The sequence below is a fragment of the Lactimicrobium massiliense genome (genome assembly GCF_900343155.1).
Classification (GTDB): Bacteria; Bacillota_I; Bacilli_A; order Erysipelotrichales; family Erysipelotrichaceae; genus Bulleidia; species Bulleidia massiliensis.
The window spans coordinates 123,801-146,180 of the sequence record NZ_OUNG01000005.1; the positions used below are offsets into that span (position 1 = coordinate 123,801).

Annotated in this window: 14 protein-coding genes and 1 other annotated feature; of the genes, 2 read left to right on the forward strand and 12 right to left on the reverse strand. The window is 49.3% G+C overall.

Going from position 1 to position 22,380, the window contains the following annotated elements; genetic code table 11:
• The first annotated feature begins 168 nt into the window (after nucleotides 1–168).
• Nucleotides 169–1,860, forward strand: coding sequence for a proline--tRNA ligase (locus DHU66_RS09895; protein WP_108775794.1), 1,692 nt, complete (start codon nucleotides 169–171; stop codon nucleotides 1,858–1,860).
• Between the two features lie 301 nt (nucleotides 1,861–2,161).
• On the opposite strand, the gene thrS is transcribed toward DHU66_RS09895, so the two are convergent.
• The 11 genes from thrS to gmk form a co-directional block, all read right to left on the reverse strand.
• The gene (thrS, locus tag DHU66_RS09900) at nucleotides 2,162–3,916 is read right to left on the reverse strand and encodes a threonine--tRNA ligase (RefSeq protein ID WP_108775795.1); all 1,755 of its coding nucleotides are present in this window, start codon (nucleotides 3,914–3,916) and stop codon (nucleotides 2,162–2,164) included.
• A gap of 33 nt (nucleotides 3,917–3,949) precedes the next feature.
• Nucleotides 3,950–4,156 (reverse strand) — a binding site (T-box leader).
• 36 nt (nucleotides 4,157–4,192) lie between these two features.
• A complete protein-coding gene (locus DHU66_RS09905) occupies nucleotides 4,193–8,533 on the reverse strand; it encodes a PolC-type DNA polymerase III (RefSeq protein ID WP_245309510.1) in 4,341 nt (1,446 codons plus the stop codon).
• A gap of 100 nt (nucleotides 8,534–8,633) precedes the next feature.
• Nucleotides 8,634–9,911, reverse strand: coding sequence for a galactokinase (locus DHU66_RS09910; protein WP_108775797.1), 1,278 nt, complete (start codon nucleotides 9,909–9,911; stop codon nucleotides 8,634–8,636).
• Between the two features lie 16 nt (nucleotides 9,912–9,927).
• Entirely contained in the window at nucleotides 9,928–10,602 is a 675-nt protein-coding gene (rnc, locus tag DHU66_RS09915; RefSeq protein ID WP_108775798.1) for a ribonuclease III, read from the reverse strand.
• 14 nt (nucleotides 10,603–10,616) lie between these two features.
• Nucleotides 10,617–12,620 (reverse strand): ATP-dependent DNA helicase RecG, encoded by a 2,004-nt coding sequence (locus tag DHU66_RS09920; protein WP_108775799.1) that lies wholly within the window; start codon nucleotides 12,618–12,620, stop codon nucleotides 10,617–10,619.
• A gap of 206 nt (nucleotides 12,621–12,826) precedes the next feature.
• Entirely contained in the window at nucleotides 12,827–13,108 is a 282-nt protein-coding gene (locus tag DHU66_RS09925) for a hypothetical protein (protein WP_108775800.1), read from the reverse strand.
• Nucleotides 13,109–13,372: 264 nt separating this feature from the next.
• On the reverse strand, nucleotides 13,373–14,959 hold the full coding sequence (locus DHU66_RS09930) for a glycoside hydrolase family 36 protein (protein ID WP_108775801.1): 1,587 nt from the start codon (nucleotides 14,957–14,959) through the stop codon (nucleotides 13,373–13,375).
• Nucleotides 14,956–16,344 carry a glycoside-pentoside-hexuronide (GPH):cation symporter gene (locus DHU66_RS09935; protein WP_108775802.1) on the reverse strand — a complete coding sequence of 463 codons (1,389 nt, stop codon included), beginning with the start codon at nucleotides 16,342–16,344 and terminating at the stop codon, nucleotides 14,956–14,958. The genes DHU66_RS09930 and DHU66_RS09935 overlap by 4 nt, the downstream gene beginning before the upstream one ends.
• A 5-nt stretch (nucleotides 16,345–16,349) precedes the next feature.
• Entirely contained in the window at nucleotides 16,350–18,707 is a 2,358-nt protein-coding gene (locus DHU66_RS09940; protein WP_108775803.1) for a glycoside hydrolase family 2 protein, read from the reverse strand.
• Entirely contained in the window at nucleotides 18,691–19,272 is a 582-nt protein-coding gene (locus DHU66_RS09945) for a TetR/AcrR family transcriptional regulator (protein WP_108775804.1), read from the reverse strand. Before DHU66_RS09945 ends, DHU66_RS09940 begins: the two co-directional genes overlap by 17 nt.
• 92 nt (nucleotides 19,273–19,364) lie before the next feature.
• Complete coding sequence (gene gmk / locus DHU66_RS09950) at nucleotides 19,365–19,934, reverse strand: guanylate kinase (RefSeq protein ID WP_108775805.1); 570 nt, start codon at nucleotides 19,932–19,934, stop codon at nucleotides 19,365–19,367.
• A gap of 82 nt (nucleotides 19,935–20,016) precedes the next feature.
• Here gmk and DHU66_RS09955 point away from each other — a divergent pair, with 82 nt between their 5' ends.
• Nucleotides 20,017–21,660 (forward strand): Rqc2 family fibronectin-binding protein, encoded by a 1,644-nt coding sequence (locus DHU66_RS09955; protein WP_108775806.1) that lies wholly within the window; start codon nucleotides 20,017–20,019, stop codon nucleotides 21,658–21,660.
• Here DHU66_RS09955 and DHU66_RS09960 read toward each other — a convergent pair.
• Nucleotides 21,609–22,370 (reverse strand): pseudouridine synthase, encoded by a 762-nt coding sequence (locus DHU66_RS09960; RefSeq protein WP_108775807.1) that lies wholly within the window; start codon nucleotides 22,368–22,370, stop codon nucleotides 21,609–21,611. The genes DHU66_RS09955 and DHU66_RS09960 overlap by 52 nt on opposite strands.
• Between the last annotated feature and the right edge of the window lie 10 nt (nucleotides 22,371–22,380).

Genomic DNA, 22,380 nt, shown 5'->3' on the forward strand with positions numbered 1-22,380 from the left:
CCTATCAATTGACAAGGCAGATCATACAGCAAGCATCTTGATAATTCAATAGGTACCTAATGATTATTTTGATTTCCTATGGACCGCATGTGCCATAAAGCGCCAAACGCAGGCCAAAGAATGCAGTGTCTATGCTATAATTGCCGAGGTTATAAGAGGATAAGAATTATGCGTTTAAAGAACAGTTATTTTTTTACTCTGCGTGAAGATGCCAAGGATGAAGATTCGATCTCTTCGAATCTGCTTGTCCGCGGCGGCTTCATCAAGAAGAGCTCGGCTGGCATTTATATGATGCTGCCGATGGGATGGCGGATCATGCAGAAGATCATGAACATCATCCGGGATGAAATGGACAAGACCGGCTGTCAGGAACTGCTGATGCCGGCGCTGATCCCGGAAGATATCTATATTGCCTCCGGCAGACGTGCAGGCTTTGGCCATGACATGTTCTCGCTGAAAGACCGCAAGGGGCAGAACTACGTATTGGGTCCGACCCATGAAGAGCTGTTTGCCATTGCTGCCAAGATGCAGATCCGCTCCTATAAGGACATGCCCTTCTCCCTGTATCAGTTTGAGACAAAGTTCCGTGATGAGCCAAGACCGCGCTATGGCCTGATCCGTGTGCGTGAATTCATCATGAAGGATGCCTATACATTCGACAAGGATGAAGCAGGTCTGGATGTGGCATATCAGAAACAGTTCAATGCATACAAGAACATCATGAACCGTCTGCATCTCAACTATGTCATTGTCCGTGCTGACACCGGCGTCATGGGCGGCCTGCTCTCCGAAGAATTCCAGGCCCTTGCACCGATGGGTGAAGATACACTGGTGCTGTGTGATTCCTGTGACTTTGCGTCCAACATTGAAGTGGCTCCATGCAAGCCAGAAATTCCTGCGGAAAGAGAAGAAGAAAAAGAGCTTGTACTGGAAGCCACACCGCATTCCCGCACAATTGAAGAAGTTGCGGACCACTTCCATCTGCCGGCCAAGAAGTTTGTCAAGACACTGATCTATTCAGTGGATGGCAAGCCGGTGGCTGTGATGGTACGCGGTGACCGTGATGTCAATGAGACCAAGCTGAGAAAGTTCCTGAAAGCCACAGAAGTAGAACTGGCCTCCCCTTCTGTTGTGGAAGAAGTCACACATGCGGAAGTTGGCTTTGCCGGCCCGATCGGCATTGACTGCCCGGTCTATGCTGATGAAGAAGTCAAATACATGCAGAACTTCATCGTTGGTGCTAACAAGACCGGCTATCATTACTGCAATGTCAATCTCAAGGACTTCAAGGCAGAAGCCTTTGCGGATCTGCGCAATATCATGGAAGGTGACATCTGCCCGAACTGCGGCGGCCGTATCCACTTCGCCCACGGCATTGAAGTCGGCAATACCTTCAAGCTTGGTACCAAATATTCCAAGGCCCTGGATCTGCAGTATCTGGATGCCAATAACCAGCTGCAGTATGTCTGGATGGGATCCTATGGCATCGGTCCGGCCCGTGCCATGGCTGCCCTGGCTGAACAGAATTCGGATGAAAACGGCATTAACTGGCCGAAGGATCTTGCCCCTTATCAGGCAGCAATCATCATCATCTCAACCAAGGATGAAGCTCAGAATGAGGCTGCTGAAAAGCTTTATGAGCAGTTGGAAAAAGCCGGTGTGGAAGTACTGCTGGATGACCGTGACACAAGACCCGGTGTCAAGTTCAAGGACATGGATCTGATCGGTATTCCTTACCGCATCACGGTTGGCCGCGGCATCAAGGACGGCATGGTTGAGCTCAAGCCAAGAACCGGTGAAAAGGTCGATGTACCGGTAGACAAGGCTGCCGAGATGCTGATCGAAGAGCTCAAGAAGTAAACATCATGATCAAAAAGAAAAACTTCAGGAGATTGGTTTCCTGAAGTTTTCTTATACAGCGGTTGTACGATTTCTGCTGTCATTTGCAGAATGCTTTTCACTGGTATTGTGCTGAGCAGTCAGACTTTCTTCTTCATGATATATGCAAGTATAAATTCACCAAATCCTGCAGCTTGAATTCACCAGTTTATGTACCTGGCTTATCATTCATTTGAGACTGCTTTTTTACCAGATACGGATGATTGTGCGCTTACTATGCAAGTTAAAAAAACATGCACTCTTTCGAATGCATGTCTGATCCTCAGTGCTTCTTTGTCTTGATCTCTTCATCCAGATCCGCAATGAACTGATCCAGAGACTTCTTGACTTCTTCCTTGGAGCCATAGCGTCTGACGGTGACACCATGATCCTTGATCTCACCATCACCGACAACAACTTCCACCGGAATGCGGCTTGTCTGTGCTTCACGGATACGATAGCCAAGCTTCTCATTGCGGTCATCCAGCTCTGCATGGATGCCATGGCTGCGCAGTGTCTTGACAATCTCTGCAGCATAGTCGCCATGTGCCTCTGGAGATACCGGGATCACAACAACCTGTCTTGGTGCCAGCCACAGAGGCAGGTTGCCCTTTGTCTCTTCCAGCAGGAAGGCAATGAAACGATCCAGGGAACCAAGGATGGCACGGTGGATGACAACCGGTCTCTTTCTGGAGCCGTCCTTATCGACATACTCCAGCTCAAAGCGCTCCGGCAGCTGGTAGTCCAGCTGAATCGTAGAAAGCGTGACCTCATGGCCGATGGCACTGTGTACCTGAACATCAATCTTCGGTCCATAGAAGGCAGCCTCGCCAATGGCTTCATAGTACTTGACGCCCATTTCCTTCAGCACTTCTCTCAGCTGGGCTTCACTCTTCTCCCAGAGCTCGTCATTGCCGAAGTACTTATCCTTGTTATTGACATCGCGCAGGGACAGACGGAAGGAATAGTCATCAAAGCCGAAGTCCTTGTATACATCCAGAATCAGGTGGGTGATGTTCTTGATTTCATCAGCGATCTGATCCGGACGGCAGAAGATATGGGAGTCATTCTGGGTGAAGGATCTTGCTCTTTCAATACCTGTCAAAGCACCGGAGGCCTCATAGCGGAAATCATCCGCAATCTCAGCAATTCTGACCGGCAGCTCACGATAGGAATGCAGGGTGCTCTTATAGATGATCATGTGCTCCGGGCAGTTCATCGGACGCAGCACATACTCATCACCATCTCTGGACATGATCGGGAACATATCATCCTTGTAGTGTGCCAGATGGCCGGAGATCTTATACAGCTTCGTGCTGGCAACAGACGGCGTCTTGACATGGATATAACCCTGAGCGAGCTCCTTGTCCATGATGTAGTCAGACAGCGTTCTTCTGACCGTGAAGCCATTTGGCAGCCACATCGGCATGCCGGCACCAACAGTCTCGGAGAACATGAACATCTGCAGTTCCTTGCCAAGCTTTCTGTGATCACGCTGCTTGGCATCTTCCAGCTGGGCCAGATAGTCATCCAGCTCTTCCTGCGTCGGGAAGCAGACACCATAGATACGCTGCAGAACCTTGTTGTTCTTATCGCCCTTCCAATAGGCACCGCTGTGCTTGATCAGCTTGAAATAGCGGCACTGCTTGGTGCTCTTGACATGCGGCCCACGGCACAGATCCGTATAGTCACCCTGGGTATACATCGAGATGTTGGTACCCTGCGGCATTCTCTTGATCAGATCGATCTTGTACGGATCATCCTTGAACTGCTCTAGAGCTTCTTCTCTTGTGATCTCATGACGCACAATGAGCTTGTCAGCCTTGCAGCACTTCTTCATTTCCTTTTCGATCTTAGGCAGATCCTCATCACGGATGACATCATTGCCCAGATCCATATCATAGTAGAAGCCCTCTTCCACAACCGGTCCTACCCAGAACTTGGCCTGCGGATACAGGTGCTTGACAGCCTGTGCCATCACATGGGCACAGGAATGGTTCAATGTGTTCAGCTCTTCATTTTCCTTGAAATTGATCATATTCTCCTCCTGCATAAAAAAACAGCATCCCAATGAAAGGACGCTGTGATCTGCGCGGTACCACCTAACTTCCCGTGTTGTACACGGACTCTTTGTATAGCGTTAACGCCGCTGTACGGCCTCCCCTTTCGGGTGCTGCTTGCAGGTAGTAATCACACCAGCTCTGCACTGCCTTGCACCAGATGGCAGCTCTCTTTGGCAGAACGTTTGATGCGACCATGTCCTGGTCATCACATTTCGCGACTATTATCGGCCGCACCTGTTTGTTTGTCAAGCTTAGAACAAGGACATCTGATTGGACTCAGACAGATCGCCGACGGCCCCAAGCTGTTCCAGCTTCTTCAGCATGGTCGCTGACAGCTGGGTGCGCTTGAGAATATCTTCCTTGGACAAAAACGGATTTTCTTCCCTGGCTTCCACAATACTTTTGGCAACGTTGGCACCAAGGCCATCCACGACGGTAAACGGCGGAATGATCGTATGCTTGTCTTCCGGCTGCACACTGAAGTGCGTTGCCTGTGACTTATTGATATCGACATTGGAAATACGATACCCGCGCGCATACATCTCTTCACATACTTCCAGCGTGGAATACAGTGCCTTCTCCTTGTTGGAAACCGGCGGATCCGCAAACTTGTCATTGGAGCGGTCCATGATATCTTTCATTCTGGCCTGGATCGCCTCAAAGCCTTTCGTCATTGTTTCAATCTCATAGGCATCGCAGCGCAGTGAGAGATACTGGATATAGAACGACCATGGCTCATGGACCTTATACCAGGCAATGCGAAGTGCCATCATAACGTAGGCAACCGCATGTGCCTTCGGGAACATGTACTTGATCTTCTTGCAGGAATCGATATACCACTGCGGCACATTATGTGCCTTCATATTCTCTTCCTGATCTGGCCGCAGCCCGCGCCCTTTACGCACATCCTCCATCGTCTTGAATGCATCGATCGGCTTGAGATTCTTCTCCAGCAGATACGTCATGATATCATCACGGCATCCAATGACTTCAGACAGCGGATGGCCAGCCCGGACAAGATCCTGGGCATTGCCCGCCCAGACATCGGTACCATGGGACAGACCGGAGATGATGACCAGATCAGAGAACTTCTTGGGACGTGTCTCTTCCAGTACTTTTCGGGTTGTCCGGGTACCAAACTCCGGCAGGCCCAATGCACCGGTTTCACGCGTATAGATACGCGGGTCTGCTTTTAAAGCTTTGTCAGAAGAAAACAGTGACAGTGTTTCCGGATCATTCATCGGCAGCGTCAATGGCTTGCGGTCGGCAATTGTCTGCAGCAGTCTCATGGCAGTCGGATCGACGTGGCCGAGAATATCAAATTTCAGTACGTTATCATGAATATCATGGAAGTCGTAGTGGGTCGTCATCCAGGATGAGTTTGGATCATTGGCCGGATACTGGACAGGTGTGAAGTCTTCGGCTTCATGGTCTTCCGGAATGATGATAATGCCGCCTGGATGCTGGCCGGTGGTGCGCTTAACGTTCTGACAGTGCGCCGCCAGATATTCCTTCATCGGCCGGCGCATCGTGATATTCATCTTCTCACAATAGCCTGACACATAGCCAAAGGCTGTCTTTTCCGCCACGGTGCCAATCGTACCGGCACGGAAGGCATGGTCTTCACCAAAGATTTCACGGATAAAGGCATGGGCACGCCACTGGTACTCGTTCGAGAAGTTCAGATCGATATCAGGGACCTTGTCGGCATTGAAGCCAAGGAAGGTCTGGAACGGAATGTTATGGCCATTGCCCTTCATTATGTGACCGCACTTTGGACATGTCTTGTCCGGCAGATCAAAGCCGGATTTGACTTCCGGATCATCGATCCACTCGGAATAGTGGCAGTGCGGGCACAGGTAATGGGGCTCCAGGGCATTGACTTCGGTGATGCCGGCCATGGTCGCTGTAAAGGAAGAACCAACGGAACCACGGGATCCTACGACATAGCCGTCCTCATTGCTCTTTTTAACAAGCAGATGGGCGATGTAATAGTGCACGCCGAAACCATTGCGGATGATATTGTCCAGCTCACCATCCAGCCGGTCTGTGACGATTTTGGGAATCTTGCCATCGTATTCATACATCTTCTTTGCCGTGGCATGACAGATCTGACGCAGTTTCTCATCGGATCCCTCAATGCTTGGCGGGAACGTGCCATCCGGCACCGGCCGGAAGTCTTCCAGTGTATCAAACAGTTTGTTTGGATTCTGCACGACGATTTCATCGATCAGCTCTGGATCTTCGAGCCATGCAAATTCATCCTTCATCTCCTGGGTCATGCGGATATGCTGCTCAGGATTGGGCGTTCTTCTGCGCAGCGCATCATCACGGATATACAGCGGATGGGCGACACCGCCGACTCCCTGGGCCATGATATACACATCCCGGAAGATCTTCTGGTCCTTTGTGCAGTAGTGGGCATCACTGTCCGCAATGACCGGTTTGCCAAGCTTCTTTGCCATTTTGATGATACGGCGGATGACATCCTTGAGACGGTCTTTGCTGGGCACATTGCCCATGGCAAGAAATACCGAGAAGTTGGAAAGCGGCTGTACTTCCACATAGTCATAGAAGGACATTGCTTCTTCCAATCGCTTGTCATCGCCATTGCAGGCAAGCTCAAAGACATCGCTGTTGTAGCAGGCGGTGCCAAACAGCAGATTCTTGTGGCGTTTCTCCAGAGAAGAGCGCAGAATGCGCGGCTCAGCAGCGACATCGCCGCCGCCTTCCTTACCGCCCTTGCCCATCACAGCAAGCGTCTTGATGTTGGATTCGGTAATCAGCTTGTACAGATCCTTGATGCCGGCATGATTTTTGGCAACAACACAGATGTGGCTGCGGCGCATCTTCTTGAAATCCTCGGGTCCGGCAAGTTTGTCCTGCAGGTCGCGGATCGTGGCACAGCCATGCTTTTCACGGGCATCGGTCATCAGACACATGAAGACACCAGCCAGTGCCTCGGCATCATAGTCCGCGCGGTGGGCCACTTCTTCATCGTATTCCACGTGATAGTAGCGTGAAATATTGCCAAGCTTATAGGCTCTTCTTTCACGCAGGATGGCACGGGCCATATCCAAAGTATCAATGACGGGATTCATTAGCGGCGGCTGGCCGATGCGGCGCAGTTCTTCATTCAGGAAGTAGTAGTCGAAAGTCGCATTATGGGCAACCATCACATCATCACCGATCCAGTCAATGATCTTCTTCCAGCATTCTTTAAATGGCAGTGCATCAGCGACCATGCCATTGGTGATGTTGGTTTTCGCCGTGATATAGGCAGGAATCGGATGCGGCGGCTTGACAAACATCTGCAGGCGGTCCACAACCGTACTGTTTTTCAGCTTGACCGCGCCAAATTCAATGATCGAATCATAATAGCAGGAAAGACCTGTTGTCTCCAGGTCAAAGGAGACATATTCGACATCATCGATCGGGGCATCAATGGCATTGCGCACAATGGTCAGCCGGTCCGCTGCCATGTTGAACTCACAGCCAAAGCCGATGCGGAAATTGCGGTCAGGATCCTTCTTGCGGTTGTCCAGCACCTGATCATATGCCTTCTTGAAAGACTGGCAGTCCGCATGGTCAGTGATGACAATACCATCCTGGCCGATGTCAAACACATATTTGACGATGGACTTGGGATCACAGACACCATCCATTTCGGACATGTTGGTATGCATATGCCATTCGATTCTCTTCTTCGGGGCATCATCCACGGCCATCTTCGGCTTTTCCAGCTTGGTGATATTGGATGCCATCACACAAAGATCTCTGGCAAAGTTATCCATTTCGATGCGGCCATAGATGCGCACCCGGTCGCCATTGGCTATTTCATGCATCTCATCACGGTCCAGACCGCGGCCTTCAAACCGCTTGACCAGAATCGCATCTGTGCCGTCATACACCTTCATTGTCTGGATCAGTTTCTTGGTCTTGGTTTCAATTTCTTCCAGAGAGAAGATATCCGCATCAAACTGGATATCCTGCATCGGCCCTTCCACATCCTTCAGCGCAATGTGATCATAGTTTTCCGGCTTGACATGGTAATACTTCTTCTTTGGCACAACAGCCGGCTTAGGCGCTTCCGGAATGATATCCAGGTTGACCTTTTTGATCTCTTCGGCCTCGGCATGATGCACATCACAGGACAGATCCAGAGACGGCAGTCCGCATGTTTCCAGAAAGTCATGCAGAGGTGTCAGATAGGAAGACACCAGTTTTCTTTCATTTTCGCTTGCACACAAAAACGACACTCTGCCTGCGTCTTTGTCATACGTCATGTTGGATAAAGATATGACTGCACTGCAGTGCTGGCAGTACCAGTCGATATAGCTGCTCACACAGCTGCGGTCGGCTTCATGGCTGTCCGCATGGATGGTAAGTGTAATGGCGGATCCGGTCAGCTCTTGCAGCTGGTGAATCAGCCGGTCATAAGACTCTTCTTTCAAAATTGCACTCGTATGCAGGACAACTTCCACCCTGTTTTCAGCCCGGTAAAAACGTACATTGGTAACACCGGCATCCGCCAGTACAGGATCATCCTGTACCAGGAAGCCGTGATCGATTTCATTCAGCTTTTCTGACATTCGTATTTCCTTTGCGCCCATTATGATAGCACACACTCACGCTGCAAAGAAAAACACTTCCCATCTGGAAGTGCTTTTCAAAACAATGATCCTTACTCACTCAGCCAATCTGACAGCCGCCGATGCTGCGGATGCGCAATACATGGGCACTGCCTTTACCAAACACACCATCCAGTGTTTCCAGATACTTACCTGTCAGATGCTTTGGCACAAAGGCCTGAATCGTACCGGCAAAACCGCCGCCATGGACACGGAAGGCACCTTCCTTCCCCAGTACTTCCTCACTTAAAGCAAGACCGACAGCCAGTGCCTGATGCTTTGCATCGCCGTTGACTTTGACATTCTGCAGATACATGAAACTGGAACGGCCGGATTCATTGACAAGATCCAGGAATCTCTGCACATCCTTTGCCTGCAGTGCTTCCTTTTCTTCTTTGGCACGCGCAGTTTCATTCAGGAAGTGATACGCACGCAGGAAGGCACGGTCACCGCATTTTTCACGGATTTCAACGGCATGAGACAAAAGATCTGCCATACTGACACGGCTGAGCACTTCCTGTCCCATGACGGCAGCAGCTTTTTTCATCTCAGCCGGGATCAAAGAATACTCATCGGAAAGATCGGCATGGGATGCCTTGCAGTCTGTGATGACAAGATCATATCCCATGGCATCCAGATCCAGGTCCAGATGTTCAATGACCGGATTTTCTCTGTCATAGAAGTCAATCGCAACAAAGCCGCCGGTTGCACATGCCATCTGGTCCATCAGACCGCTGGCTTTCATAAAATATGTATTTTCTGCATACTGACCATACTTGGCAACCTCTGTGGAGCCGATGGCTCCGTCATTAAACAGGTCGGAGAAAATGGTGCCGATCAGCACTTCAAAGGCAGCCGAGGATGACATGCCGGATCCTGGCAGAACATCACTTTCGGCATAGCAGCCAAAGCCGGATACCTTGTGGCCATGATTGACAAAGGCAGCCGCAATGCCGCGGATCAAAGACTCGGTTGTGTTCTTTTCTTCCGGATGAATGGCAAGATCCGAGATATCAACCGGCTTGGCCTTGAATTCATCAGCAGTATACGTGACAACATTGTCATGACTCGGTACAACAACAGCCGCAATATCGAGGTTGAGGCTGGCCGCCAGTACACGGCCAAGCTGGTGGTCGGTATGGTTGCCGCCGATTTCGGTTCTGCCCGGTGCCGAGAAAAATACAGCTTCTTTGTCACCGAAGCGGGCTTTGCCTTCATCGCACAGATGGCTGTACCGGTTTCTTGCATACATGATTCCTTCGGTGCCATACAGCTTTGCAAAGCTTTCATCAAATACGCCATTGATTACATCTTGTTTGAGCTCACTGATTGCTTTCATCTTTTCCTCCAATTATTTATCTGCTCAGTTTTTCAAATGCATTGCGGGCAGCATTCTGCTCCGCCTGCTTTTTGCTTGATCCTTTTCCTGTCCCCATGACAAGATCATCGACCATACAGTTCATTTCAAACACAGGATTATTCGGTGTGCCGCTTTCATGCACCAGCACATAGTGCACCTGCCGGCTGCTGTCAGCCTGCACATATTCCTGTAATTTTGTCTTATAGTCATGAATCACGCCGACATCTTCCGGATGGGCAAGGCGCGGTGTAATCACTTCATTGAGAATGTTGTCTACAGCAGGCATGCCCTGATCCAGAAACAAAGCACCAAGAAATGCTTCCATCATATCGGCAATAATCGCATCCTTGTCACGGCCGCCGCTCTTCTCTTCACCACTGCCCAGCAGCAGGAAATCATTCAGATGCAATTGTCTTGCATAGATCGCCAGCGCCTTTTCACATACAAGCTGGGCACGCAGCCGTGTCATCTGCCCTTCGGAAATATTCAATGGCCAGATGGCATTGGAACTCCAAAGCTGCAGTACCGCATCACCCATGAATTCCAGACGCTCATTATCATGATGACTGCGATGTTCATGGGCATAGGAAGAATGCATAAACGCCTGATGAATCATCTCTGTATTCTTCACGGTAATGCCTCTGTTTTTCAGCCAGTCAATAATATCCATGTGTGTACCCCCTCCTAATCCGCAACAGATGAATTCTGATTTTCTGCATATGCCAGCAGCCTTGCAAAGTCAGGATCATCCTGATGTTCCATGACATAGGCTGCATCTTTGCGGGCTGTTTCAATCACCGCCTGATCGGTAACCGGATTGCCAAGAATGAAATCCGGCACGCCGCTCTGTCTTGTTCCAAGTATATCACCTGGTCCGCGCAGCCGTAAATCTTCCCAGGAGATCTCAAAGCCGTTGTTGGAATGAACAAGGACATTGAGCCGTTTCGCCACTTCCGGATCCTTTGATCCCGACAGCAGATAGAAATAGCCCTGTGCTGAGCCCCGCTGCACACGGCCGCGCAGCTGATGCAATTGCGACAGGCCGAAGCGGTCGGCATCATACACAATCATGCCGGTCGCATTGACCACATTCATGCCAACCTCCACCACCGTCGTAGAAACAAGCACCTGGATCTTGTTGCTGGCAAAATCATGCATCACATCCTGCTTTTCCTGCGAAGACATGCGGCCATGCAGGATACCAACCTGATAGTCTTTGAATAACTTTGTGAGATTCTTTGCCACATCCATCACATTGCGGGCATCATAGCCATCTGTCTTTTCCACGGCTGCACAGATGACATACAGCTGATGTCCGCTCTTTAAAAGTGACATAATCTGCGGCAGCACAGAACGGAAACTGTTTTCCTGGATGTATACCGTCTTTGGAATCTTACGGCCGGCAGGCATCGTTTCAATCGTAGAGATCGACATATCACCAAACAGCGTTGCGGCAAGTGTGCGCGGGATCGGTGTGGCACTCATCAACAGGAAATCACACTTGTCTCCCTTTTCAAACAAAGCACGCCGCTGCCGCACCCCAAAGCGCTGCTGTTCATCCGCCACGACCATGCCAAGACGATGGAATGATACATTTTCCTGCAGAATGGCATGGGTGCCGATCAGGATATCGATCCTTCCATCCGCTGTATCTTCCAGCACCTGCTGCTTTTCCTTTGGCTCCATGCCGCTGTAGATGACAGCAATGCGGGTGCCTGTTCCTTTTAGCAGTTCCCCAATGGAAGAAAGATGCTGGCGGGCAAGGATTTCCGTCGGGGCAAGCAGTGCTGCCTGATAGCCGCTTGTCACACATGCATACATACCCAGGGCTGCCACTGCTGTCTTGCCGCAGCCTACATCTCCCTGCACCAGCCGGTACATCAGGTGATCACTGGAGAGATCTTCCAGGATCTCATGGAGTACTTTATCCTGATCCGGTGTCAAAGCATATGGCAGACGTGAAATCACCTGCTTCAGTTTCGTTTCATCATAGAACCGAGGCTGCTTGAATACACCGTTTGCATTTTTGTTATGCAGCATGGCCACAGCTGTCAGATACTTCAGGAATTCTTCGTACTTCAAAGTGCGCACCGCACTTTGTACATCATGCATGCTTTCTGGAAAATGAATGCGCTGCAGAGCATCATAGCGCCGCAGCAGACGATAGCGCGTCATAAACTGCTGGGGCACATCATCCTGGATCTCATTCTCCACAGCCTCAAACACATGACGCACAAGCGTGCGCACACTTCTCTGCTGGATGCCTGCATGCAGCGCATAAACCGGCACAAGAGCAGGATGGGCAGACAATGGCTTTGTATCATAGCTCATCGCGGTTACCTTGCCGCTTCCCATATAGATGCCCTGAATGGTCAATACCTGTTCCAAAGCAAGCCTGGATGCCCAAGGCCGGTTGAAGATCGTAATCTTTAACAACTGTTCCCCCATCATCACCTGAAAGTTTGTTGTGACAAGATGGCCATGACGCCAAGAGCGCGGCAAAGAGGCAACCCGTGCCTCAAAAGTCACATGTTCCTTGATGGCCCAGGAAGTAAAGGGTGTCTCCTGAAAAGAATCATAGCGGATCGGATAATAGGAAAGCACCGCATCGGTATCATCCAGTCCCAGTGCCTCACATAATTCAATCTGTTTTTTACTCAGCCGGAGGCTGTGATCATGCAGGTCCATAACAAAGAAATTATACCATTGAATGCAGATACGATACACGTACACAGCCTTTGTACTTTTTCTTAGAAGCAATGATTTTTTTCGCAAATTCACGCATGTCAGGATATATCAAACGAAAAGGCAGCAGTATATTGCTGCACTGCCTTATTTGCCTTATTGAGTCTATACATATGCTGCACATGTGTGCGCCATTTGTATGAACTGGCTCAATTACAAAAGCCGCCTATTTCCAGTACTGCTGCACTTGCTTTTTCAATATTAAAAACATTTGAAGTAAACCAGACAGGATAATCTTTACTATGCAGAGCATCGATATCCAGTTCTGTATCTGCATTGCTTAAATCCAGTTCATATGATGATAACGGCGCTTCTATATCTTTACCATGGATTCGATAAACTTCCACATGCAGATAAGGATCATCATAAATGATATTGGAAGTGTCAGGAATCTGGCAGCTGCCGTCATCACTTGAACAGCCTGCACACATAAAAATAAGAGAATAGAGCAAAGACCAAGAATCATTGTTTTTTTGTTCAATCTAAATGTCTTCTGGTTGAATTTCATAGCTTATCCTCAACTTCTGCTAAAACTTCAATAAGGAAAGTCCTGTCCTTCAAGGGTGTTATGGCGGTGCTTTACAGGTGCGGAAAAGCAAGCCCACAGTGGGTGCTGTGCGATTGTGATCATGAAAGGAAATATATGAAAAAACTGGCTCAGGTACTGCCTGAAGCCAGTCAGATTCATACGAAGTTTATCTTCCCTTTACTGAGACATTCATGACGGTTGGGCTGCCATCCACGAGCAGATTGGCTGTGATTTCATCTTTGCCTGTGGCAAGGGAGATGATCTTTGCCTCACTGAGCTGGCGCAGCTGCTGATACTGCTGCTGCATTTCCGGTGTGTAAGAAGATGGATTGTCACTGGTGAGGAAGACGCCGCCATAGATGGCATTGATCCTTGCCAGGTCCATCTTCTGTTTTTCATTCATTTTGATGTTGTCTTTTCTTAACAGGAAGACATCCGGATCATTGCGCCATGCTCTGCCGTCAATGCCATGGCGTACCACCGTATTGATAATGGTATGCGCTGAGGAAATTCTTTCTTTGTGCAGCGGCTTCATGTACCACACATCATCCCATGACAAAGACATATCCGGGCCGATCCGGCAATAGTCAACAAGTCCAAAGGCAGGAAACAGCGGTACGCCGCAGCCAAGGATCAGATGATCTTTACATAAAGAGCGCAGATAGATCATGGCCCTGTGCATGCGGGCAGCTCTTGTTTCATTGGCTGTCGGCTTCATTGCAGCCGCAAACAGGAAATCCAGCTTAACAAGATCAAAGCCCCATTCATTGAAGATCCTGTCAAAGACCTGTTTCAGATAGGCTCTGACTTCCTGGTTGTCAAAATCCAGGGCATAGTAGCCCGACCAGTTGCTGCCGGCAGACAGCGGATGGCCGTCTTCCTGCAGGAACCAGTCAGGATGGTTCTGATACAGGCTGGATTTGGTCTCAGCCACATATGGCGCCAGCCACAGACCGGCAAGATAGCCATCTTTATGAATCCGGTCAGCCTGGTCCTTCATGCCGCCTGGAAATTTGTTCTTATCTGCTTCCAGCCAGTCCCCAACATACGGCTCCCAGCCATCATCAATCTGGAACAGATCGCCCTGTTTCAAAATCGTATTGCAGCCGGCAAGATCATTCTGGATTGCATCCGCATTGATATCCTGATAGCGGTTGTACCAGGAAGAGTAGCCATACAGCTTTGCTGCTGCCCGGCTGGTAATGCCAAGCTCCTTGAACCAGCCGTCAAACACTTCCTTCTCACTGCCGGATGCCTGGAAAAGATCCAGCACATGATAGCGGCCATCCATCGTGACACCGCTGACATCCCGCTCCATGGTCAAAACCTGCTTGTTGGCATCATAGATGAATCTTGTATAGCCAGGATCCTCATCCAGTGAGCCAAACAGATGGTAGACATTGTTCAGCCGGAAATATGCCCAGCTGTAACCCGTAAAGATGCCGTGCTTATGGCCATAGTGTGTAAATGCTTCATCACCGGACTTGTCCAGTCCATACTTGCGGATAACAAAGGACGGTACACCCTGCATACTGCGGTCTAAGTCATGGGGATCATGCTCAGGACAGTACGTCCATGACTGAAAGCCATTGACAAAAATCTTCTCACCTGTCTGCAGCGGAAAGTTCACACGGCAGACGCATGACGCAATGGTTTCATGGCTTAAATTGACGGCAATCTCGGTCTTTTCCTGCGCTTCCACTTCACCTTGATACGTATTCTGCTCTGTTTTCAAATACCAGCTGATTTTCATTTTGTCTCTTCTTTCTTCGCAGCAAGAACAGCCGCAATTTCAGCGACCTTCTCATCTGTAAGAATAAATTTTCTGGCAAACAGAATCAAGGCAATGATCAGTCCTGCCATCGGCATGATGGTCATTAACAGACGCAGACCCGTAATGGTAGAAGCAGACTGCACAGCCGGTACTGCGGCATCAGAATTCCCCTTGAGATGAATCAGATCCAGACCAACGCCAGTTACAAATACAGCCAGGCCGCTGGCCAGCTTATAGACAAATGTCTGCATGGAGAAGATCACCGATTCCTGGCGCAGACCGCTCTTGACTTCACCATAGTCCACCGAGTTGGCCAGGAAGACAGTTGTCAGCACGGTCATCATGCCATTGGCACAGAATACCAGTAAGCCGATTGCACACAGCAGAATCATGTTATGGGCAACATTGGCCATGCATACAGTCAGCAGTAAGGCATAACCTGTGATTGCCATGACAAGACATGTCCGGAAGATGCCGGTGTTTGTCATCTTCTTGCGCAGCAATGGATACAGCACCATCATGCCAAGAATCTGGGCAACGCCGCCTACCATCGTAAAGATCGTATAGCTGTTCTGCCAGGAAGCACCGCCAAGATCATACTTGAAGAAGTAGATGATCAGATTGGACGTGATATACAAGGCAAAGTTGACAAGCACAATGACAAGCACGGTAATCATTGCCTGATCATTGTTAAATAATGCCTTGAACATCTCTTTAACGGAGCTTGTCTTCATCTCCTGCTTGGTGCGTGTTTCCTTTAATGCCACGCATAACAGGATTTCATTGATGGCAAACAATACGGCAACAATCAGCGCAATGATAGCAAAGCCTGTTCTTTCCACGCCATGGCCCAGCATAGAAACAGCCTTGACGGTAAAGACGGTGATGATCGCACTGCCGATACCCGAGCAGGTTCTGCCGATGACAGACAGCTTTTCTCTGTCTTTTGGCTGGGTGGTGACAGCCGGGATCATACTCCAGAATGGAATATCCATCATGGTATAGGTCACACCCCAGAGGATATAGATGATCGGGAAGTAAACCATCAGGCCTGCTTTGGATAATGATGGTGCCGCAAACAGTGCATACAGAACAAAGGCATTCAGTACGCTGCCGCTAAAGATCCAGGGACGGAATCTGCCCCAGCGGCTGTTTGTCTTGGCGACAATGACACCCATGAACGGATCATTGGCAGCGTCAAACACTCTGGCAATCAGCAGGATCAAACCGACAAAGGATGCCGATAGACCAAGTACATCCTGATAGTAATACATCACGTAGCTGGAACTCAGGGCATATACCATGTCCTTGCCAATGGCACCAAAGCCATAGGCAGCAGCCTGCTTCTTCTCAAATTGTTTCATGTGTTTCAGTTCCCCTTTTCACAAATTGTAAAATTGATTTCCACCGGTTCACACTGCTCACATACAATGCGCAGCTTTGCATTTCCTGTTTGCCCGGTTGTCTTGACATAGGTGCCGCTCATGCCGCCTTCCAGGGTGGCAAGGTGCGGTCCCACAATTTCCAGCGGTCCTTCTGTGGATAGTGCAATGGGCAGCTGGATATAAGAAGCGATGTCATCACAGGCATCCATCAGTTGAATGCGAACAGAAGCCATATCATACACGTCACCTTCATACAATGTATTGGCAGAGACGGTTGTATGCAGGTGCAGCTTTGTTCCCGGTGCACGCTTCACACGGATCACGGCTTTGCCATCCTTGATGCCATCTGCCCGCCAGACAACCGTACTGCCGCCCCAGCCGCCAACGTACTTAGAGAACAGCTTCACGCCATCCTGAAAGCTCATGTGATAGCGCATCATCACCCAGACAAGCTTTGCTTTGATATGCGCTGGAAGATGGTCATACCCATCATGCTGCGCTGCCAGCAGACAGTCATGAATCAGTTCCTCCTGCTTTGGTGCAAAATGTTCCTGCTTTAAAAGATCACCGATAAAGTCATCCATGCGGATCGGCGGATGTTCCAGTGCTTCATACTCTGTCGGTTTGAATTCTTTCACAAACACATCATTCTGGTACAGACGCACACTGTCACAGTTGGTAAAGGCATAGACATGATCGATGCGGCCAGCCGGATAGTCACCGATATCCATGGAAGAAGACAGTGCCAGCACTGGATGGTCATCCTGTTGTGAAGCATACAGCCAGGCAGCCGTCTTAGGATTGCGGAAGGCATCCATCACACCGTGATAGCAGATGCGGTCTCCTGAGCCAAAGTCTTTATGGGTCGCATAGTCAAACATGCACCACTGGAACACACCGGCATGCTGGTGATCTGCCTTGGCATCATTCAATACCCGCGCATGGCGCAGGGCCTGCTCTTCCCGCCTGCTTTGAGGATCAAAGGCCTTCGTTGGAAACATGTGGCCATTGGCCTCAGAAATAAGCAAGGCATGATCTGCATGCTTGGTAACATCCTTCTTCTTACAGCAGCCGGCATCACTGCCATCATGTGAGAAATCATTGAATGCATACACATCTTCCAACAGCGAGCTGTTCTGCAGATAGCGCACACCGGATGTCGGCCGGTAAGGATCCAGCGCATGGGCAGCCGCATTGGTGCGCTGATAGAAGTCATCATCATCCTGGGATTCATTGATGCGCACACCCCACAGGAAAATCGACGGATGATTGCGGTACTGTACAACCATGTCTTCTGTATTGGTGATGGCCTGCTGCTTCCACTTCTCATCACCAATGTGCTGCCAGCCCGGTATTTCCGTAAATACCAGCAGGCCAAGCCGGTCACAGGCATCCATGAAATCCTGACTCTGGGGATAATGCGAAGTACGCACAGCATTGCAGCCAAGCTCTTCTTTCAGAATTCTGGCATCTTCCTTCTGCAGGGAAGCTGTACCGGCATAGCCAAGATACGGCCAGCACTGATGACGGTTCAATCCGCGCAGGAAGACTTTTTCGCCATTGAGATAGAAGCTGTCAGAATCAAAATGTACGGTGCGGAAACCAACTGAGATGCATTTGGTATCAATGATATCTTCCCCTTTGATCAAAGAGAATACAGCTGTATACAGATTGGGATGGTCTAAATCCCATGGCTTTACCGGCAGATCTTCATAGCGGAAATGTCCATTTCCTGCCGGTGCTTTCTTTGCAAAGATTTCTTCATCTTTGTCATTGCGCAAAGACAAAGACAGCTCCATATCCTGCGTATTGCCATCAATCTGTACCAGTGCATCCATGCTTGTCAGATCCGGTGTGGCGCAATAGATATCCTTGAGATATGTCTTTGCACGCACATCCAGCCACACATCACGATAGATACCGCCATAGGTCAGATAATCAATGACAAAACCAAACGGCGGCACAGATGGATTTTCTGTGGCATCCAGCTTTACCGTCAGTGTATTCTCGCTGCCATAGTGCAGGACATCTGTCAGTTCAATGCAGAAGGCAGTATAGCCGCAGGCATGATGGCCGACGGGTTTGCCATTGCAGTACACATCCGCAATATGGGCAGCCCCGTCAAACTGTACAAAGACACGCTGCTTCTGCCAGCTTTCTTCTGCCATAAATGTTTTCTGATAGCCATAGATGCCTTCATAGTCATCCGGACTGGCATCATGCAGCGGAATCTGTTTTGGACAGTGCGGCAGGCGTACCTTGATGCCATCCCGCTCAAAAGCATCTTCATCATCCTGCCACGGGTTCAAAAACAGCCAGTCATTGTCAATGCGTTCCATCATCTTGTACCTGCATTCCTTTCATCAGAATATCCATCATTTCTGCCAGTGCATCATCATACGCGATCTGGTTCTGGCTGAGATAGTCATTGGATAAGAAAGATTCAATGGATGCTGTCACGATATTTTTGAGAATAGATATATTGATGGGACGGATCACCCCATCAGAAATTCCTTCTTCAATCAGATCGATCGTTGGCTCCCAGTTTTTCTCCAGATGTTCCTTCAGATGCTGGGCAACCCTGGGATACATCGCATCCAGGCCATCCAGCTGTGACCAGTCAACACCGAGAAAATCAGATGGCAGTGCAACCATTTCCTGCTGCAGCTTTTCAGGAATCGTCAGATTTTCATTGGCTATAATCTCCTGCTTATGCGCATGAATCTTCTCAAATCCGGCATCAATCAAGGCAATCAGAAGTGCTTCCTTGCCATCGTAACTCTTATAGATTGTCTTTTTCGCAATATGCATCGTATCCGCAATATCCTGCATCGTAAAATGCAGTCCTTTTCTGGAGAACTGAACAATGGCAGCCTGCAGAATGCGGTCCTGTAAATGATCTTCCATAAGAAACCGTTCCTTTCTTTACGGTTTCCATTATAGATTTATGAAAGCGTTTGCACAAGTGCCAGATCCAAAAAAAATGAGACTCTTCAGTCTCATTCCTGTTCCATATGACGTTTGATAATGACACGGATAATATCTGCAGCCAGACGTGGATCATCGTTGCACACAACATACTTGTACTCACCGATCATATCCATCTCACGGCTGGCCTTGGCCAGACGCTGCTGGACAATCTCCTCCGGTTCCGTGCCTCTGCCCCGGATTCTTCTTTCCAGCTCTTCCATGCTGGGCGGCACAATGAAGATCGTTAACGCATCCGGACACTTCTGCCGGATCTGCCGTGCACCCTGCACTTCAATCTCCAGCAAGACATTTCTGCCCTTGTTGCGCAGCTCTTCCACACCGGCAACCGGTGTTCCATAATAATTTCCTACAAATTCAGCACTTTCCAGCAGACCGCCGGCATCACGCACCTTCAGGAATTCTTCCTTGCTCACAAAGTGATAATTGACGCCGTCCTTTTCACCCGGCCGCATCTTGCGTGTGGTCAGGGAAACACTGTAAGAAAGCTTCAGATCCGGATCATTGATGAACTCTTTCAGTACTGTTCCTTTGCCTACCCCGGAAGGTCCGCTCAGAACAATCAGCAATCCCTTTTTCATTTCAAGTCTCCTTAGCCATAAAGGTACTCAAAAAAGATGGTTTCGTCAATGTGATATAATCGCTTGCGAAAGGAATTATGTTATGGCATTAGATGGCATTCTTTTAAGCAGGATTGTCAGTCAGATCGCACCCGTCCTGCCCGCACGCATTCAGAAAATCTACCAGATTTCCAATACCGAAGTTCTGTTTCAGATTCATGGGAAAAGCGGCAAACAGCAGCTGCTTGTCAGCTGCCATTCTGTCTACAATCGGCTGCTGATCACAAAGCGCAGCTATCCGACCCCATCCGAGCCGGATAATTTTGTCATGGTGCTGCGCAAATACCTTGAAGGTGCTTCCATGGAAAGCATTACACAGGCCGGCCTTGACCGCTGGTGCACACTGATGATCAAGCGGCGCAACAATCTTGGTGACCTGGAAAGTGTCAGGCTTGTCATTGAACTGATGGGCAAGTATGCCAATCTGATCCTGGTTGGGTCTGATGGCCGCATTATTGATGCTCTCAAGCGCATTCCGCCTTTTGAAAACAGCAAGCGCATCATCATGGCATCTGCCCCCTTTACCCCGATGCCGCCCCAGGACAAAAAAGATCCTTTTGTTACAGAATGCGTCGATCCCGATATTCCCTTAACAAAGCAGTTTGCCGGCTTCTCTCCTTTTTTAAGCAAAGAAGTTGAATACCGTATGGCCCATGGCCAGTCCTTTTCGGCCATCATGAAAGAAGTAGCCGCCAGCAATGATCTTTACATTGCCAGCAATGGCGACAATCCCGAATTCCACTGTATAGCCCTCACCCATCTGTCAGATTGCCGGAAGTATCCGCTGTTTGACGGCTTTGATGTGCTCTATTATCACCGTGAAGAAAAAGAACGGATCAAACAGATTACCGGTGATTTGTATCATTTTGTGCGCCGTGAGCTGAAACATCAGAAGACAAAGCTTCCCCGCTTGTTAAATGAATATGATCAGGCACTGGATTGTGATAAGTGGAAGAAATGGGGTGATCTGCTGTATACATTGAATATCAGTGATACCAAGGGCAAAAAGCAGATTCAGCTGCAGGATTATGAATCGGATGATGTCATTACGGTGCCGCTGGATGAAAAGCTGGATGGCCGCGGCAATGCCCGCCGCTGCTTTAACAAGTACAGCAAGCTGAAGAAAGGACAGGTATATCTGCAGGAACAGATTGCCATCTGTGAAAATGAGATCAGCTACTTTGAAGGACTGCTGGAACAGCTGGATCAGGCAGATTTTGAGACAGCTGGCGAGATCAAGAAAGAACTGATCAAGCTTGGCTATATGAAAGAAAAAAAGAATGTCCGGAAAAAGAAGAAACAGGATGATACACCCAGAGTATCGACGATTGTCTCTCCTTCCGGCATCTCCATTTCCTATGGCCGCAACAACCTCCAGAATGATGCTTTGACATGGCATATGGCCAGAAAGAATGAGATCTGGCTGCATGCCAAGGATTATCATGGTGCCCATGTGATCATCCATTCAGACAGCCCGGATGAAGAGACGATTCGGCTGGCTGCGATGATTGCGGCATATTTCTCCGGAGGAAGGCAGTCTTCCTCTGTGCCGGTCAACTGGTGTCCAGTCAAAAACCTCAAAAAAATACCAGGCGCAAAGCCTGGTATGGTGCAGCTTGGCAGCTACCGTACGATTTACATTGATCCAGATCCGGATGTACTGTCTTCTGCCGGCATTCCACTTTGAGCCATGTGCATCAGTTTGCGCACCTCATAGCGGCGCAGACGCCGGTACTGCCCCTGGCGCAATGAACCAAGGTCAAGAAAACCATAGCCAATCCGGTTCAGCCTTGTCACCTCACAGTGGAAGTACTCCATCATGCGGCGGATTTCTCTGTTTCTGCCCTCAAAGATCGTGATCAAAAACACGGTCTTTTTCTTTCCTTCTAACCTGGAAAGCAATTGCACCTGGGCAGGCAGGGTCATGCCGTCATCCAGCTGGATCCCCCTTTCCAGCATATGAATCATCTGATCCGTTAAGATCCCATTGATGGCAACCTCATAGGTCTTGGGCAGATGATATCTTGGATGCATGAGACAGTTGGCAAATTCCCCATCATTGGTCATGATCAAAAGACCTGTGGATTCATAGTCCAGCCGTCCAACCGGAAAAATGCGTTCCTTTACATCCGGCAGACAGTCCACGACCGTCTGTCTGCCGCGGTCATCTGATACGGCACAAATCACCTGCTTTGGCTTATTCAGCAGGAAATACACCTTCTCTTCCTGATTCAGAATCACGCCATCCACACTGACTTCATCCTGCGGTCCTACCTGCACACCCATTTCCGTAACGACTTTGCCATTGACCTTGACATGGCCATCCGCAATCAGCTGTTCTGCCTTGCGGCGGGAGGCCACCCCGGCTGCCGCAATTACTTTCTGCAATCTTTCCATATTCTTTTCC

What these genes read in the sequence shown, in the direction of transcription:
- DHU66_RS09925 (WP_108775800.1), bottom strand. Translation starts at nt 13,108, where the DNA reads ATGTGTGCAGGCTGTTCAAGTGATGACGGCAGCTGCCAGATTCCTGAC.
- DHU66_RS09945 (WP_108775804.1), bottom strand. Translation starts at nt 19,272, where the DNA reads ATGGAAGATCATTTACAGGACCGCATTCTGCAGGCTGCCATTGTTCAG.
- DHU66_RS09940 (WP_108775803.1), bottom strand. Translation starts at nt 18,707, where the DNA reads ATGATGGAACGCATTGACAATGACTGGCTGTTTTTGAACCCGTGGCAG.
- gmk (WP_108775805.1), bottom strand. Translation starts at nt 19,934, where the DNA reads ATGAAAAAGGGATTGCTGATTGTTCTGAGCGGACCTTCCGGGGTAGGC.
- DHU66_RS09955 (WP_108775806.1), top strand. Translation starts at nt 20,017, where the DNA reads ATGGCATTAGATGGCATTCTTTTAAGCAGGATTGTCAGTCAGATCGCA.
- DHU66_RS09920 (WP_108775799.1), bottom strand. Translation starts at nt 12,620, where the DNA reads ATGGACCTGCATGATCACAGCCTCCGGCTGAGTAAAAAACAGATTGAA.
- thrS (WP_108775795.1), bottom strand. Translation starts at nt 3,916, where the DNA reads ATGATCAATTTCAAGGAAAATGAAGAGCTGAACACATTGAACCATTCC.
- DHU66_RS09960 (WP_108775807.1), bottom strand. Translation starts at nt 22,370, where the DNA reads ATGGAAAGATTGCAGAAAGTAATTGCGGCAGCCGGGGTGGCCTCCCGC.
- DHU66_RS09930 (WP_108775801.1), bottom strand. Translation starts at nt 14,959, where the DNA reads ATGAAAATCAGCTGGTATTTGAAAACAGAGCAGAATACGTATCAAGGT.
- DHU66_RS09895 (WP_108775794.1), top strand. Translation starts at nt 169, where the DNA reads ATGCGTTTAAAGAACAGTTATTTTTTTACTCTGCGTGAAGATGCCAAG.
- rnc (WP_108775798.1), bottom strand. Translation starts at nt 10,602, where the DNA reads ATGGATATTATTGACTGGCTGAAAAACAGAGGCATTACCGTGAAGAAT.
- DHU66_RS09905 (WP_245309510.1), bottom strand. Translation starts at nt 8,533, where the DNA reads ATGTCAGAAAAGCTGAATGAAATCGATCACGGCTTCCTGGTACAGGAT.
- DHU66_RS09910 (WP_108775797.1), bottom strand. Translation starts at nt 9,911, where the DNA reads ATGAAAGCAATCAGTGAGCTCAAACAAGATGTAATCAATGGCGTATTT.
- DHU66_RS09935 (WP_108775802.1), bottom strand. Translation starts at nt 16,344, where the DNA reads ATGAAACAATTTGAGAAGAAGCAGGCTGCTGCCTATGGCTTTGGTGCC.